The sequence below is a fragment of the Streptomyces sp. NBC_00122 genome (genome assembly GCF_045160845.1).
Lineage (GTDB): Bacteria > Actinomycetota > Actinomycetes > Streptomycetales > Streptomycetaceae > Streptomyces.
This window is the reverse complement of the sequence record NZ_CP108191.1, coordinates 579,013-595,002: the sequence shown is the minus strand read 5'-3', so window position 1 is coordinate 595,002 and position 15,990 is coordinate 579,013. Positions and strand designations below refer to the sequence as shown.

The window sequence follows — 15,990 nt, the reverse complement described above, 5'->3', positions numbered from 1 at the left end:
GCACGGGCGCCAGGATCCTGTGACGCACGGGGCCCGGCGGGCCGGCCGGGAACCACGGGACGGCAGTACTCCCCGTGGGAGACGGGTTAGCCTGGAGGGTCGGTGCGGAGCCACGGAGGAGATCAAGCGTGCGGGTCGGAGCGGTCGAGTGAAGTTCCTGCACACCTCCGACTGGCACCTCGGCCGGTCCTTCCACCGCGTGAACCTGCTCGGAGCCCAGTCCGTCTTCGTCGACCACCTCGTCGAGACCGTCCGCGAGCGCGAGGTCGACGCCGTCCTCGTCGCCGGGGACATCTACGACCGGGCCGTGCCCCCGCTGCCTGCCGTCGAGCTGTACGACCAGGCCCTGCACCGGCTCGCCGAGCTCGGCGTGCCCACCGTGATGATCTCCGGCAACCACGACTCCGCTCGCCGGCTCGGGGTCGGGGCCGGCCTGATCGACCGGGCTGGGATCCACCTCAGGACCGACCCGGCCGGCTGCGCCGACCCGGTGGTCCTGGCCGACGTACACGGCGAGGTGGCGCTGTACGGGCTGCCCTACCTGGAACCGGCCCTGGTCAAGGACGAGTTCAGCGCCGAGAAGGTGAGCCACGAGGCGGTGCTCGGCGCGGCCATGGACCGGATCCGGGCCGACCTCGCCGCCCGCGCGCCCGGCACCCGCTCCATCGTCCTCGCCCACGCCTTCGTCACCGGCGGGCAGGCCAGCGACAGCGAACGCGACATCACCGTCGGCGGGGTCGAGGCCGTTCCCGCCTCCGTCTTCGACGGGGTGGACTACGCCGCACTCGGCCACCTCCACGGCTGTCAGACGATCAACGAACGGGTCCGGTACTCCGGTTCCCCGCTCGCCTACTCCTTCTCCGAGGCCGACCACCACAAGAGCATGTGGCTGATCGAGCTGGGCGCCGAAGGGGAGATCACCGGCGCCGAGCGCGTCGGCACCCCCGTGCCGCGGCCCCTCGCCCGGCTGCGCGGCACCCTCGACGACCTGGTCGCGGACCCGGCGTACGCCGCGTACGAGGACGCCTGGGTCGAGGCCACGCTCACCGACCCGGTCCGCCCCGAGGACCCCATGGCCAAGCTCGCCGCCCGCTTCCCGCACACCCTCAGCCTCGCCTTCGACCCCGAGGGCCGCGAGGAGGAGACCGGCGCCTCCTACGCCCAGCGGCTCAAGGGCCGCAGCGACCAGGAGATCGCCGAGGACTTCGTGTCCCACGTGCGCGGCGGCGGCCACGCGGACGAGGCCGAGCGCGCCGTCCTGCGGAGCGCCTTCGACGACGTACGGGCCGACGACAGCCGTCAGGAGACCCACCGATGAGGCTGCACCGGCTCGGCGTCACCGCCTTCGGCCCCTTCGCCGAGCCTCAGGAGATCGACTTCGACGCGCTGTCCGGCGCCGGGATCTTCCTGCTCCACGGACCCACCGGCGCGGGCAAGACCTCCGTCCTCGACGCCGTCTGCTACGCCCTCTACGGGTCCGTGCCCGGCCCCCGCCAGGCCCCCGGCACCAGCCTGCGCAGCGATCACGCGGACGCCGGGACCCCGACCGAGGTCACCCTCGAACTCACCGCGGGCGGCCGCCGCCTGGAGATCACCCGGCGTCCCGAACAGGACCGGCCCAAGAAGCGCGGCACCGGCACCACCAAGGACAAGGCACAGAGCTGGCTGCGCGAGTACACCGGCGAGGGCTGGCAATCGCTCAGCCGCTCCCACCAGGAGATCGGCGAGGAGATCGAGCAGCTGCTCGGCATGAGCCGCGAGCAGTTCTGCCAGGTGGTGCTGTTGCCGCAGGGGGAGTTCGCGAAGTTCCTGCGCGCCGACGAGGCGGCCCGCGGCCGGCTGCTCGGCCGGCTCTTCGACACCCGCCGTTTCGCCGCCGTCGAGGCCCTGCTCGGCGAACGCCGCCGGGCCGCCGAGGCCAAGGTGCGCGCCGGGGACGAGAGGGTGCTCCACACCGCGCAGCGGCTCGCCCAGGCCGCCGGTGACAGCGCCGACCTGCGGGCCTGGCCGCTGCCCCGGCACCAGCCCGGGGACCCGGGGCTCTCCGGGGCGATCCGCGCCTGGGCCGCCGTCGCCCGCTGCTCGGCGCGGGAGCGGCTGGGCGTCGCCGAGTACGCGCTGGCCGCCGTCGAGGGCCGGCACGCGGCCGCCCGCCGCGCCGCCGAGGAGGCGCGGGAACTCGACCGGCTCCAGCGCCGGCACGCGGAGACCGCCCGCCGGGCGGCCCTGCTCGCCGGGGCGGAGCCCGACCGGGAGCGGGTGCGCGCGCTCCTGGACCGGGCCCGGCGGGGCGCTCTGGTCGCTCCCGCCCTGGAACTGCGCGGCGCGGCGAACGCCGCGCACCTGGCCGCCGCGCACGCCGAGAGCGCCGCCCGGGCCGACCTCCCGCCGCAGCTGCGGGAGGCGGGCACCGATCAGCTGGCCGCCGTCGAGCAGCGGCTGCGCGAGGACCTCGGCGCACTGGGCGCCGCCCGCCGGGCCGAGCAGCGCAGCGCCGAGATCGGCCGCGAGCGGGCCGACCTCGAGCGCGAGGCCCGGGCCGCCGAGGACCAGCACCAGGAGTCCGCCGAGTGGCTGGCGCGCTGGGAGGCCACCCGGGCCGCCCTGCACGAGCGCGCGGACGCCGCCCAGCAGGCCGCGACCCTTGCCGAGCAGCTCGCCGGCAAGCTGGAACCCGCCCGGATGCATCTGAACGCCGCCCGCCGGCGCGACGAGCTGGCTGCCGCCGTGGAGCGCGCCGCGGGCGAACTGCTGTCCGTACGCGAGGAGTCGACGGCCGCCCGGGAGCGCTGGCTGGAGCTCAAGGAGGCCCGGCTGCGCGGGATCGCCGCCGAACTCGCCGAGGCGCTGGTGGCGGGGGAGGCCTGCACCGTGTGCGGATCGGCGGAGCACCCCGCCCCGGCCCGCCCGGCGCCCGGCCATGTGGACCGCGCCGCCGAGGACGCCGCCCACGGCCTCTTCGAGCGGGCCGAGGAGGCCCGGGCCGCCGTCGAACGCCGGCTCGCCGCCGTGGAGGAGGCCCGCGCGGAGGCCGCGGCCGCCGCGGGGGACGCCACCACCGGCGAACTCCTCGCCCTGACCTCGGACCTGAGCTCCCGGCACGCCGCCGCCCACGCCGCGGCCGCCGGACTGCACGCGGCCCGTGAGCAGCTCGCCCGCGCCGAGCGGGAGCACGCGGCGCGCAGTGCGGACCGGCTCGCCGCCGCCGAGCGCGCCGCGGCCAGGGTCTCGCGCCGCGAGGCCCTGGACCGGGAACAGGCCTCGCTGGAGGCGGAGCTCGCAGCCGTACGGGGCGACGCGCCCACCGTCGCGGCCCGCGCCCGGACCCTGGAGGACCGGGTCCGCATGGTCTCGGCCGCCGCCGCCTCGCTGCGCCGGGCCGAGACCACCGCCGCCCGGCTGAAGGAGGCCGACGACCAGCTCGCCGACGCTGCCTTCAAAGCCGGCTTCGACACCATCGGGGCCGCTGCCGACGCGGTGCTCCCGGAGTACGAACGCACCGCGCTCCAGCGCCGGACGGACGCCTGGCAGGCGGAGGAGGCCATGCTGGCGGACCGCCTCGGCGAGGCGGACACGGCCGCGGCGGCAGCCCTGCCCCCGGCCGCGCCGGAGGAGGCCGAGGCGTATGCGGCCCAGGCCGCGGCGAAGCTTCGTACCGCCGGATCCGCCGTCGACGCGGCCCGCGTCCGGTGCGCCGAGCTCGACCGGCTCTCCCGGCAGGCCGAGCAGGAACTGCGCGCCCTGGGCCCGCTGCGCGATGCCTACGACCGGGTGGCACGGCTGGCCGGACTCACGGCGGGCACCTCCGCCGACAACGAGCGCAAGATGCGGCTGGAGGCGTACGTGCTGGCCGCCCGCCTGGAACAGGTCGCCGCCGCCGCGACGGTACGGCTGCTGCGCATGTCCGGCGGCCGCTACACCCTGGTCCACTCCGACGCGCGGGTGAGCGGACGAGGCCGTTCCGGTCTCGGGCTGCACGTCGTCGACGCCTGGACCGGCAGCGAGCGCGACACCGCGACCCTGTCGGGCGGCGAGACCTTCTTCGCCTCGCTCGCGCTGGCGCTGGGCCTGGCCGACGTGGTCACCGACGAGGCGGGCGGCATGCGGCTGGACACCCTCTTCATCGACGAGGGCTTCGGCAGCCTCGACGACCAGGCGCTGGACGAGGTGCTCGACGTACTGGACTCGCTGCGCGAGCGGGACCGCAGCGTCGGCATCGTCAGCCACGTCGCCGACCTGCGGACCCGGGTGCAGGCCCAGTTGGAGATCGTCAAGAAGCGCGGGGGGTCGGTGGTGCGCCACCGCACGGCGGCGCTCACGGACTGAGGTCACGGACTGAGGCCACGGACCGAGATCACGGGCTGAGCGGCCGCCGGGGGAGCGGGGACGAGTACACGATGCTCGTGGTCACCGGGCCGAGGCCCGCGATCCGGCCAGTGATCTCCTCCAGGTGCGCCATCGAGCGGGCGGCGACCTTCAGCACGAAGCAGTCGTCACCGGTGACGTGATGGGCTTCGAGGATCTCGGAAGTCGCGTCGAGGAAGTCGTGGAACGGCTTGTAGTTGCCGTGCGGATAGCGCAGCCGGACCAGCGCGAGGATCGACTTCCCGAGCTTCTCCGGGTCCACGACCGCCGTGTAGCCGGTGATGATGCCGGTCTCCTCCAGGCGTCGGACGCGCTCGGTGACGGCGCTCGCGGACATCGACACGGAGCGGGCGAGCTCGGTGAAACTGGCCCGGCCGTCCCGCTGGAGGGCTTCGAGGATCCGCCAGTCGGTGGCGTCAGGGGAATAGTCGGTCATCTGGCAGGTTTAACAGGGGATTCCCCGGTCGGGCAAGGGAAAGGCCGGGGAAAACCACTTCCGGAGATGATCAACAGATCGTAGATTTTTGGCCATGACGACGACCCGGAGCACCGCGACCGTGACCGCCCCCGCCCCCGCCTCCGCCAACCCCGTGCTGCGGGTACCGCCGGCCGCTCCGGCCGCGGCCGCCGCCTACTTCGCGGCCAGCCTGGCCTTCCACGCGGACGTGTCGGACGTCGCCGCCGCCTTCAAGGCCCACCGCGAGCAGGGCGCCGAACTCGGCTTCCAGCTGATCGACTCCCGCTCCACGCCCTCCTGGGACCAGGCCCACGTACCCGGCGCCGTCCACCTGCCCACCGCCCTCATCCCCGAGCAGGCCGAGCGGCTCCTCGACAAGAACATCCCCGTGGTGACGTACTGCTGGGGTCCCGGCTGCAACGGCGGGGCCCGCTCCGCGCTGGCCCTGGCCGAACTCGGCTTCCAGGTCAAGGAGATGCTCGGCGGCATCGAGTACTGGATCCGCGAGGGTTTCGAGGTCGAGACCTGGCAGGGCAGCCAGCAGCGCGCCGAGGCCGACCCGCTGACCGCCCCCACCGACTCGGACGACTGCGGCTGCTGACCGTGGACGGACGGAAGCACGGAACGGGCCGCTCCCCGCTGACCGCCGCTCGGCGGCAGGCGGCGGGCGGCCCGTTCCGTGTCCTGGATCAGAGCCTCGACAGCTCGTCCACCAGGTCGTCCAGCCCCAGCGAACCCTGCGACAGCGCCGCCATGTGCCAGGCCTTCAGGTCGAAGGAGTCGCCGTGCGCGGCCCGGGCGTTCTCCCGGCCCAGCAGCCAGGCGCGCTCGCCCAGCTTGTACCCGATCGCCTGTCCCGGCATCGACAGGTAGCGGGTCAGCTCGCTCACCACGAAGTCCGCGGGCCGGCCGCTGTGCAGGCCGAAGAACTCCTGCGCGAGATCGGGCGTCCACGTCTCGCCCGGGTGGAACGGCGAGTCCGCCGGGATCTCCAGACCCAGGTGCATGCCGATGTCCACGATGACCCGCGCGGCGCGCATCATCTGGCAGTCCAGGTAGCCCAGGCGCTGCTCGGCGTCCTTGAGGTAGCCGAGCTCGTCCATCAGCCGCTCCGCGTACAGCGCCCAGCCCTCGGCGTTGGCGCTGACGAGGCCGACGCTGGCCTGGTAGCGGGAGAGCTGGTCCGCGACGTGCGTCCACTGAGCGAGCTGGAGGTGGTGGCCCGGAACGCCCTCGTGGTACCAGGTGGAGACCAGGTCGTACACGGGGAAACGGGTCTGGCCCATGGTGGGCAGCCAGGTGCGGCCCGGGCGGGAGAAGTCCTCCGAAGGGGAGGTGTAGTACGGGGCCGCGGCGCCGCCCGGAGGGGCGATGCGGGACTCCACCTTGCGGACCCGCTCGGCGAGTTCGAAGTGGGTGCCGTCGAGGTTCTCGATGGCCTCGTCCATGATGCCCTGCAGCCAGGCCTGGACCTCGTCCACGCCCTCGATGTGGGTGCCGTGCTCGTCGAGGTGCCTCAGCGCCTCCCAGGGCCCGGCGCCCGGCAGGATCTTGGCTGCCTCGGCCTTCATCTCGGCCAGCAGGCGGTGGTACTCCGACCAGCCGTAGGCGTACGCCTCGTCCAGGTCCAGGTCACTGCCGTTGAAGTACCGCGACCAGCGGGCGTAGCGCTCGCGGCCCACGGTGTCCGGCCGGCCCGCGACGGCCGGGGCGTACACCGTGCTCATCCAGTCGTGCAGTTCGGCGACGGCGCCGGTCGCGGCCGCGGCCGCCTCGTCCAGCTCGGCGCGCAGGGCGTCCGGGCCGCCGGAGGCGAAGTCCGTGAAGAAGGCGGGTTCGTCGGCGTCCTGGCCGGCCCAGGTGGCGAGCTGGCCGATCATGGTGGTGGTGGCGCGCGGACCGCCGTACAGGCCGCGGTCCAGACCGAGGCTCAGGCTCTCGCGGTAACCGTCGAGGGCGGCCGGGACGGCGCGCAGCCGCTCGGCGATCGCCGCCCAGTCCTCGTCGGTGTCGGCGGGGGTGAGGGTGAAGACCTCGCGGATGGAGTGCGCGGGGCTGTGGATGTTGCTGACCGCGCACAGGTCCTCGTCGGCCTCGTGGACCGCGAGTTCGGCGGTGAGGCGTTCGCGCAGCAGGCGGGCGCAGCGGCGCTCGGGGTCGCTGTCGGCGCCGGGCAGCCGCTCCGCGGCGTCGAGGCGGGCGAGGGTGGTGCGGGCGAGATCGGCGACGGCCGCGCGGCCGGCCGGGGAGAAGTCCGGGAGCTTGCCGGAACTCGCGGCGACACCCAGGTACGTACCGGTGATCGGGTCGAGGGTGATGAGGTCGTCGACGTACGCGTCGGCCACCTGGCGGGGCAGCCGGTCGCTGCCGTTGTGGAAGATCTCTGACATGCCGCCATCTTCGTACGCGAGAGGGGCCATGTCATCACCGTTTGGCGCCAGCCTGCTGACGTATATGCGGAGCCGTGACCTCCGACGACCCGGTCCGCCCCGGTGCGGGCGAGGGGGACCGGGTGCGGCCGGGGGCCCGGTCAGCGCTGGTGGCGCGGGGCCTGCTGCGCGCGGGGGAGGTCGTACGGGAGCCGGGAGCTGCCCGGGGTGGCGTCCAGCCGGGCGGTGATCACCAGCGTGCCCTCCTCGATCTGGTAGTCGAGGGGCAGGCCGAGGCCGCGCATGGCGGCGACCATCGCGGTGTTGGAGGCCTGCGTGACGGCGTAGACGCTGTCGCAGCCGGCCTCGACGGCCATCGCGACGAGCCGTCGCAGCAGCTCGGAGCCGATGCCGCGGCGCTGCCAGTCGTCCTCGATCAGCAGCGCGACCTCGGTCTCGTCCCCGTCCCACAGCAGGTGGCCGAGGGCGACGAGCCTGCCGGAGGCGGTGGTGGCGGCGAGGGTGCGGCCGAAGCGCGGGCTCAGCAGGTGGCCGAGGTAGCGGTCGGCGTCGGCGACGGGGCCGTGGTAGCGCAGACCGAGAGTGCGCTCGGAGCAGCGGTCGTGCATCGCGCGGGCCGCCGCCTGGTCGGATCCGTCGGCGCGGCGCACGGTGATCTCGTTGCCCTCGGGCAGGGTCAGCACGTCCTGGCTGCGCGGCACACGGGGGCCGAGCCGGGCGTCGAGCTCGACCAGGGCGCGGGCGCGGGCGAACTCGGTCGGGGTGAAGGGCAGGTAGGGCCGCTCCACGGTGATCGCGCCGCCAGAGGGGTCGCGCAGCCGCATGACCGTGGCCTCAAGCACCCCCTCGACCGGGGCGTCGGCGCCGGCGTTGGGACGGCCGGAGAGCGTGGTCGCCGGGATCGAGTGGATCGTGCAGCGGCCCAGCAGCTGGCGCAGCGAGAGCGGGAGTTCGGCGGTGTCCAGGGCGGTGCGGGTGGCGAGGCCCAGGACCCGGGTCGGGGTATCGACCAGGTCGTGCGCGTCAGCGCGCTCGATCCACGTGCTGCGGCCGCCGGCCTGGGCGATGGCGCGGGTGAGCTCGGCGGAGGGCAGCTGGTGCGGGGCGCGCAGCAGGAACTCGTCGACGGTGCCGCCCTCGGGGAGCGGGTGCGTCTGGAGGGTCAGGATGTCGACGGCGTTGCGGGCGAGGGCGGTGCAGAGCGCGGCCAGGGAGCCGGGCTCGTCACGGACTGTGGTGCGCATCCGCCACAGGACGGTGGTGGCGGCGCTCGCGCCGGGACCGGCGGTGGCGGCGGACGGCGTCGGATCCGTCGGCGCTGTGCTCACCGGCGGGGGCGCATGGCTGTGGCGGCGCGCCCACCAGGTGTGGAAAGCCGCGGTGACCAGGAGTGCGACGGCCGAGGCGACCAGCAGGACCGGGCCCCTCGGGCCGTGCACGACGAGATTGGCGATGCCGTCGGCGACCGCGACGGCGCAGAAGAGTGCGGCGAGCTCGACGACGTCGCGGCGCCAGTGGTGGCGGTGGGGACGCTGGGCAGAGGCAAGGTTACGTTCAGTCATGCACACCACTGTGGCTCAGGGGTGTTGCGTGATCACGAACGATCTGTGACCGATTGGTTAAGTATCCATCTGGCCGATTTCACCCAGTTTTCCCGGCTATTTCCCGTGCCCGGGAGGTCGGAAGACCGGAAGACCGAGAGGCAGGGAGGCCGGGTGGGGCGCCGCTTCTGCCGGCCGCCGACGTCCTGCCGTCTATTGGCCCACGCGGCCGGGCTGGAGCGTCCGGGTGAAGAGTACGCCGCCTCCCTGGCGCCGCAGCCGGACGGTGAGCCCGCCGCTGCCGCCGTCGATGTCGACCTCACCGTAGTACGGAGGGTTCTCGGACGGCGACATGTTGGCGAGGGGCGCCGACTGGACGTATGCCGGCTGCGGGCCGAAGGTGGCGTCGAGCCGCCCGGACGGGAAGCCGCCCGCGCCGACCGGGCCGGAGACGAACTCCCAGAAGGGTGCGAAGTCGGTGAAGGCCGCACGCTCGGGCGCGTAGTGGTTCGCCGCGGTGTAGTGCACGTCGGCGGTGAGCCAGACGGTACCGGTGATGCGCTGGTGCTTGATGTGACGGAGCAGTTCGGCGATCTGGAGCTCGCGGCCCAGCGGGGCACCGGGGTCACCCTGGGCCACGGCCTCGAAGTTCGCGGCCCCGTCGGGGACGACGATGCCCAGCGGCATGTCGGCGGCGATGACCTTCCAGGTGGCGCGCGAGCGCGAGAGCTCGCGCTTGACCCACGCCAGCTGCTCGGGGCCGAGGATGCCGATGGGGTCCTCGGTCTGGGTATCAGGGGAGTTGGCGTTGCGGTACGTGCGCATGTCGAGGACGAAGACGTCCAGCAGCGGGCCGTAGCGCATCACGCGGTACATCCGGCCCTCGGCGCGGCCCCCGCGCAGGTCGGTGACGGGGAAGTACTCGCCGAAGGCCTGGCGGGCACGGGCGGCGAGGGTGTCGGCTTCCTTGACGGTGTAGCGGGGGTCCTCGATCAGCTGGCCCGGGTACCAGTTGTTGCGCACCTCGTGGTCGTCCCACTGGGCGAGGACCGGGACCTGGGCGTTGAAGTCGCGCAGGTTGCGATCGAGCAGGTTGTAGCGGAAGTTCCCGCGGAATTCGGCGAGGGTCTCAGCGACCTTCGACTTCTCCTCGGTGGTGACGTTGCGCCAGACGGTGCCGTCGCGCAGGGTGACGGAGGGCTGGATGGGCCCGTCGGCGTAGATCGTGTCCCCGCTGAAGAGGAAGAAGTCGGGGTCGCACAGCCGCATTTCATCGAACACGCGGTAGCCGCCGAGGTCGGGGTTGATGCCCCAGCCCTGGCCCGCCAGGTCGCCCGACCACAGGAAGCGCACGTCATGGCGGCGGGAGGCGGGCGTGGTGCGGAAGGTGCCGTGGACCGGTTCGCCCGTGCGGCGCGGGTCGTCGGGGTCGGCCAGGACGACCCGGTAGTGGATCTGCTGCCCGGGCGGCAGGTCGCGCAGGACGGTGGTGCCGGTGAAGTCGCCGGACGGGCCGAGCAGCGGGCCGCGGTGGCGGCGTACGGCGTAGCGGAACGCCTCGCTCGGGGAGGTCTCGACGTACATCCGCGCCGGGCGGTCGGCGCGGGTCCAGACGGTGGCCGAGTGGGCGGTGATCTCGCCGCACTGGACGCCCCAGAGTGCGTTCGGCCGGCCGGAGCGGGCGAAGGCGGGGGCGGCGAGCGCCGGAGCGGCGAGCAGCGCGGAGGACAGGGCGAGGGAACCGCCGATGAGGGTCCGTCGGGTGTGCGGTGTCGATGCCATCGGTGCTTCTCCAGAGGCCGGCGAGGACGGGCCGTACCAGAGTGCCGCCGCACCCCGGCCCGGCCGCGTCGGTCACGCGAACCGCGGATGAACAGCCGTCAGCAGCTGGAACGGGCAGCGGGGTTGACGCCCTCGGGTCAGGCGATCAGGCGATCAGGCGGCCAGGCGGCTCGCCGCGCTCGCGGCCGTGTCCAGGATCACCCGGGAGACCAGCGCCGGATCGTCGCTCATCGGGACGTGACCGCAGCCCGGGAGGCGGACCAGCCGGGCGCCGGGGAGGGTGTGCTTGGCACGTACGCCCTGGCGGCGCAGGAGCAGCCGGTCGCGGGTGCCCCAGGCGATGGTGACCGGCAGGCCGGGCACGTCGTCGGTGAAGCGTACGGAGCCGCCCGCGGCCAGGGTCTCCTCGAAGCCGGTGGCATCGCGCAGGGCGAGCGTCTCGGCGACCACGGCCTCGGGCGAACGCCGGGCCGGGCGGGCGTAGATGGTGCCGGTGAGCGCGGCCCGGCCGGCGGCGCTGCGCGAGAGCCGCTCCAGCGCGGGGCGGGGCAGCGCCCTGGCGCCGGCGCGCATCGCGAGGAGGGTGGCGAAGGCGTAGCGGCGTTCGCCCTCGGTCCAGAACCCGGCCGGGGACAGCGCGGTGACCGAGCGGACCAGGCCGCTGCGGCCCATGTCGAGCGCGAGCAGGCCGCCGAGCGAGTTGCCCGCCACGTGCGGGCGCTCGACGCCGAGTGCGGCGCAGAGCGCCCCGAGCGCCGGAGTGACGGTGGCCAGGTCGTACGGGACCCCCGCGGGCAGCGGCTCCGAGGCGCCGAAACCGGGCAGGTCGACGGCGATCACATCGTGTTCGGCGGCCAGGATGTCGGTCACCGGGTGCCAGGCCTGGAGGTGGTGGCCGATGCCGTGCAGCAGGAGGAGCGGTTCGCCCGCGCCCTTGCGCTCGTAGGAGACGGTGGCGGTGCGCGGGCCCAGCGGCGAATCGATCGTGAAGGAGACCGTGGCGGTCATGCTGCTCCTCGTCGGGTGGACGCGTGTGAGACAGGCTGTCAGTAGTTCCCGCCGCCATGATTACCGCCTGGTAGCCCTTGACTACAAGCCTTTGGGCCGCGCGAGAACATCCCGTGAACGGCTTGATACATATGCCCGGTCTGCCCGGCATCGGGGCGAGCATTGGTCTTGACCAAGGGGGTGCACCGTCCTATCGTCGCAGGGATAGTGCAGGAACCTTTAATAAACAAAGGCGCGGAACTGCCGCCGGAACACACGGCGAGTGCGGCGATGGCAGGAGGACTCAGGGTGGGGACCACGCAGCTCGAAACGGTGCCGGAGCCGAAGTACTGGCACCTCAAGACCGTCCTCAGCGAGGCGCTCGACCAGGACTTCGCCGTCGGCGAGGTGCTTCCCAACGAGCGTGAACTCGCCGCCCGCTTCGGAGTTGCCCGCGCGACCCTGCGCCAGGCGCTGGAGCAGCTCGAGCTCGAAGGCCGGCTGCAGCGGCGTCGCGGCGTCGGTACGACCGTCGCCCCGCCGCGCGTCGGTGTCGCCGTCGGCAGCGCGCAGCACGGCTGGCCCGGCGAGAGCGTCGACGGCTGGGAGCCGGTGGACGCGGTCGAGGGTCTGCCGCCGACGGCGGTCCGGGGGCTCCTCGGCACGGGCGGGGATTTCGCCGCCGACCAGCCCGTACACACGGTGCGCCGGACCCGGGTCACCCAGGGCCAGGTCGTCGCCGCCGAAATGCTCTACGTCCCGGCCGACTCCGTGCCCGGACTTCCTGCCATCGAGGCGCCGGCCGGACCCGCGCGCGCCCGGGCCGTCCTGCGTGAGCTGCAGCGGCTGGTCCTGGACGGCCAGGACCGCTCCGTGGAGCTCGGCTCCGCCCGCGCCGACGACGCCAAGGAGCTGGACCGCCTGCCCGGAGCCCCGGTTCTCCTGGTCACCACCCGGTACTTCACCACCGCGGGCACCGCCGCCGTCTCCGTGGCCACCTACCGAGCCGACACGTGCCGCCTGACCTTCGGCGACTCGGGCGACGTCGAGATCACCGACGAGCCGCGCGTCGCTTCCTGACCCGCACCGCTCGGCTTCGGGGCCGTGCCGCTCGGCCTCCGGCCTGTGGCGCGGCTTGCTGCCTGTGGCGCTCGGCCTCCGGCCTGTGCCGCTCGGCTCCCGAACGACCAGGCTCGGTTCCCGCACCACTCCCTGCCGTTCCGCACCCATCCCGTGCGGCGCCTTCCGAGGCGCCGCACGGGCATGTCGTGGCCTCAGCGGCGACGGGTCGTGACTGTCTTCTCCACCGCGAAGAGCTCTTCCTCCACGTGGTCCAGCGCGAGCCTCAGCGCGCCGGTGGCCACCGCGGCCTCACCGAGGAGGGACAGGGCCACCCTCGGCGGGCGCAGGCAGTAGCGCTCCAGCTCCTGGCGCAAGGGTTCCAGGATCCCGTCCAGGCCGGCCGCCCAGCCGCCGACGACGACCAGCTCCGGATCCATCGCCAGGACCAGGGCCGCCACGTCGTGCACCAGCCGCTGGATGAACCGCTCCACGGCGGCCACCGCCCGCTCGTCGCCCCGCCGGGCCATCGCGAAGACCTCGGCCACGGCCGGCTCGTCCAAGGGATGCAGCGGTTCGCCGGTGGTGGAGAGCAGTTTCTCGGGGGTGGCCTCCCGGCCCAGCAGATGCAGCGCGCCGATCTCGCCCGCCGCGCCGCCGAAGCCCCGGTGCAGCCGTCCGCCGATCAGCGAGCCCGCGCCCGGACTGAGCCCCGCCATCACGAACACCATGTCGTCGGTGTCCCGCGCGGCCCCCTTCCAGTGCTCGGCGACCGCCGCCGCGTTGGCGTCGTTCTCCACCTGCACCGGGCAGCGGAACGAGCGCCGCAGCCGTTCCCCGAGCGGCAGCCCGGTCCAGCCGGGCAGCGCCGTGCCGAGGCGCACCGTGCCGTCCGCCTCCACGATGCCGGGGCTGCCGACCCCGACCGCCCGCAGGGAGTCCCGCGGCACGCCGGCCCGGCGCAGCAGGTCCGCGACCGCCGCCCGTACCCGCTCCAGCCGCTCGTCGGCCGAGGCCGCCTCCGAGACGTCCTTGGTGCCGGCGCCGATGACCCGGCCGTCCAGCCCGGACAGCAGTACCGCGATCCGGTGCGAGCCGATCTCGATGCCCAGCAGGTGTCCCGCCTCGGCCCGGAACCGGAACCGGCGCGCGGGGCGCCCTTGCCGTCGCGCGCCCTCCTCGGCATCGGCCTCGACGACGAGTCCGGTCCCCATGAGCCCCTCGACGACCCCTTCGACGGTCGGCCGGGAGAGCCCGGTCACCCGTGTGAGATCGGTGAGGGTCGGCGATTCGGCAGCGCGCAGTGCCCGGAGCACCACGGCTGAATTGATCCGCCGGAGCAGAGAAGGGTCCCCGCCGGTCAGCTGCCCCAACGTGTGTCCTCCCAGCTGGCGAGCCTGTCAGCCGGATCGTACTGCCCACCCGCCGGGACGGCGATAAGCAGCCCCCCATCGGCCGGAAGCAGCCGCTCCCCTCAGGCCGGGGCGACGAACCCCGACTCGTACGCCGTGATCACCGCCTGGGTCCGGTCCCGCGCCCCCAGCTTCGTCAGGACCGCGCTGACATGTGACTTCACCGTCTCGACGCCGATGATCAGCTCGCGCGCGATCTCCACGTTGGTCAGCCCCCGGGCCATGAGCCGCAGCACCGATTCCTCCCGCTCGGTCAGGGCAGCCTGCTCCAGCGCCGCCCGGGCCTTCCGATTGCCGTACTGCGCGGCCAGCGCCCGCACGGCGGCCGGGAAGAGCAGCGTCTCGCCCTCCGCCACCAGCCGCACCGCGTGCACGATCTCCGAAGGCCGCGCCCGCTTGAGCAGGAACCCGTCCGCACCGGCCCGCAGCGCCTCGTAGACGTACTCGTCGTTCTCGAAGGTGGTCACCACGAGGATCTTCGGCGGCGAGTCCACCGTCCGCAGGACCGTCCGCGTCGCCTCGATCCCGTCGAGCAGCGGCATCCGCACATCCATCGCCACCACGTCGGGCCGCAGTTGCCGCACGAGCGGGACGACCGAGGCCCCGTCGGCCGCCTCACCCACCACTTCGATGTCGGGCTGGGACTCCAGGACGGCGCGCAGACCCGCGCGCACCAGGGGTTCGTCATCGACGAGCAGTACGGTAACCGGCATCCGGTCAGCGTATTCGCTCCAGCGGAAGCCGCGCGCGCACCCTCCAACTGCCCTCGTGCGGACCGGTCTCGGCCTCGCCTCCCAGCAACGCGGCACGCTCCCGCATCCCGCGCAGCCCGCTGCCCGTGCCCGTCATCAGCGCGGGACCGTCAGGCAGCGGATTGACCACCTCCAGATCCAGCCGCCCCACGGCCGCCTCGATCCGCACCCGGACCGGCACCGGGCCGCAGTGCCGCAGCACATTGGTCAGAGCCTCCTGCAGGATCCGGTACCCCTCGCGCGTGACGGGGCCGGGCAACTGCTCCAGTGGACCCGACAGTTCGGCGTCGACCGAGGATCCGGAGGCCCGCGCCGAGTTCAACAACCGGTCCGCGTCGGCCAGGGTGGGCCGCTGCGAGGGTGGCTGTGCGGACTCCCGGAGCACCAGCAGTACCCGTTCGAGATCCTCCAGCGCGGCCCGGCCGGTCTCCTCGATCGCGCTGAGAGCGCGGTCGGTGAACTCCGGGTTCCCCGCCGCCCTGGCCGCCCCCGCCTGGATCACCGCGACGGTGAGCGCGTGCCCGATGGAGTCGTGCAACTCCCTCGCGATCCGCGTCCGTTCCAGCAGCTGCTCGGTACGCGCCTCCAGCGCCGTCAGCCGTTCCGCCGCCGAAGGCCCCAGCAGTCTGGTTGCGACCGCCGTGACGGCTTCGCCGAGCAGGACCACCACGGCCAGCAGCAGGAGCAGCGGTACGGGAACGAGCAGCAGAGCGGCCCAGCGCGGCGGGACGAAGGGCAGCATCGCACCATCCCCGCCAAGGGACTTCCCCGCCCCGGTGAGGACGAGCTCCAGCGTCATGACCGGGAGCCACACGGTGGCCAGCATCGCCACCCCCGCGAGCAGGAGCCGTATCTCCAGCCAGGCGACCGTCCGCCAGCGGTCCCCCCATCGGGCCGACGGCATGACGCTGATGGATCCGTCGCGGTCGCCGCGCTCGTGCGGGGTCAGCAGGAACTGCGCCTGCAACCCCTCGGCCAGCCGCACCCACGGGATGAGCCCGAACGGCGCGACGATCAGAGCGGGCATCCAAGGCCATGTGGGCTTTATGTAGAGCCAGATGGACACGATCAGGATCGGGACCAGCAGATGCAGCCAGCGGGTGTACGTGATCCCGCGGAGGGGCGCACGAAGCAATCGGTACATGTCCTCATCCTGGCAGTCGGACCACGGCCACCGTCTCCCCCGTGCGGGGGAGACGAACCCCCCACGTGGGGGAGGGAAGGGGGTGGGCCCGGCGGCGAGTC

Annotated in this window: 12 protein-coding genes; 4 read left to right on the top strand and 8 right to left on the bottom strand. The window is 73.7% G+C overall.

Annotated features, from left to right (window positions below):
- Window positions 1-148 precede the first annotated feature (148 nt).
- Together OG737_RS02760 and OG737_RS02755 are read left to right on the top strand one after the other, a co-directional pair.
- Window positions 149-1,318, top strand: a complete 1,170-nt coding sequence (locus tag OG737_RS02760) for an exonuclease SbcCD subunit D (RefSeq protein WP_328924530.1) — start codon at window positions 149-151, stop codon at window positions 1,316-1,318.
- Window positions 1,315-4,326, top strand: coding sequence for an SMC family ATPase (locus OG737_RS02755; RefSeq protein WP_328924529.1), 3,012 nt, complete (start codon window positions 1,315-1,317; stop codon window positions 4,324-4,326). Before OG737_RS02760 ends, OG737_RS02755 begins: the two co-directional genes overlap by 4 nt.
- Window positions 4,327-4,354: 28 nt before the next feature.
- Here OG737_RS02755 and OG737_RS02750 read toward each other — a convergent pair whose 3' ends face one another.
- Window positions 4,355-4,801 carry an Lrp/AsnC family transcriptional regulator gene (locus tag OG737_RS02750; RefSeq protein ID WP_328924528.1) on the bottom strand — a complete coding sequence of 149 codons (447 nt, stop codon included), beginning with the start codon at window positions 4,799-4,801 and terminating at the stop codon, window positions 4,355-4,357.
- A gap of 94 nt (window positions 4,802-4,895) precedes the next feature.
- Between OG737_RS02750 and OG737_RS02745 the strand changes: the two genes are divergently transcribed.
- Window positions 4,896-5,423, top strand: a complete 528-nt coding sequence (locus tag OG737_RS02745) for a rhodanese-like domain-containing protein (protein WP_405921151.1) — start codon at window positions 4,896-4,898, stop codon at window positions 5,421-5,423.
- Between the two features lie 88 nt (window positions 5,424-5,511).
- Here OG737_RS02745 and OG737_RS02740 read toward each other — a convergent pair whose 3' ends face one another.
- From OG737_RS02740 to OG737_RS02725, 4 genes are all read right to left on the bottom strand, one after another.
- On the bottom strand, window positions 5,512-7,212 hold the full coding sequence (locus OG737_RS02740) for a DUF885 domain-containing protein (protein ID WP_328924526.1): 1,701 nt from the start codon (window positions 7,210-7,212) through the stop codon (window positions 5,512-5,514).
- A 140-nt stretch (window positions 7,213-7,352) separates the two neighbouring features.
- Window positions 7,353-8,774 carry a GNAT family N-acetyltransferase gene (locus OG737_RS02735; protein WP_328924525.1) on the bottom strand — a complete coding sequence of 474 codons (1,422 nt, stop codon included), beginning with the start codon at window positions 8,772-8,774 and terminating at the stop codon, window positions 7,353-7,355.
- Window positions 8,775-8,966: 192 nt separating this feature from the next.
- Complete coding sequence (locus OG737_RS02730; RefSeq protein WP_405921150.1) at window positions 8,967-10,535, bottom strand: alkaline phosphatase D family protein; 1,569 nt, start codon at window positions 10,533-10,535, stop codon at window positions 8,967-8,969.
- A 153-nt stretch (window positions 10,536-10,688) separates the two neighbouring features.
- Window positions 10,689-11,543 carry an alpha/beta fold hydrolase gene (locus OG737_RS02725; RefSeq protein ID WP_328924523.1) on the bottom strand — a complete coding sequence of 285 codons (855 nt, stop codon included), beginning with the start codon at window positions 11,541-11,543 and terminating at the stop codon, window positions 10,689-10,691.
- 288 nt (window positions 11,544-11,831) lie between these two features.
- Between OG737_RS02725 and OG737_RS02720 the strand changes: the two genes are divergently transcribed.
- Entirely contained in the window at window positions 11,832-12,602 is a 771-nt protein-coding gene (locus OG737_RS02720) for a GntR family transcriptional regulator (RefSeq protein ID WP_328924522.1), read from the top strand.
- A gap of 194 nt (window positions 12,603-12,796) precedes the next feature.
- Here OG737_RS02720 and OG737_RS02715 read toward each other — a convergent pair whose 3' ends face one another.
- From OG737_RS02715 to OG737_RS02705, 3 genes are all read right to left on the bottom strand, one after another.
- Window positions 12,797-13,954 carry an ROK family transcriptional regulator gene (locus tag OG737_RS02715; protein WP_405921149.1) on the bottom strand — a complete coding sequence of 386 codons (1,158 nt, stop codon included), beginning with the start codon at window positions 13,952-13,954 and terminating at the stop codon, window positions 12,797-12,799.
- A gap of 101 nt (window positions 13,955-14,055) precedes the next feature.
- Window positions 14,056-14,706, bottom strand: coding sequence for a response regulator transcription factor (locus OG737_RS02710; RefSeq protein WP_328924520.1), 651 nt, complete (start codon window positions 14,704-14,706; stop codon window positions 14,056-14,058).
- 4 nt (window positions 14,707-14,710) lie between these two features.
- Window positions 14,711-15,889: a histidine kinase gene (locus tag OG737_RS02705; RefSeq protein WP_328924519.1), complete on the bottom strand. Its 1,179-nt coding sequence runs from the start codon at window positions 15,887-15,889 to the stop codon at window positions 14,711-14,713.
- Window positions 15,890-15,990 lie beyond the last annotated feature (101 nt).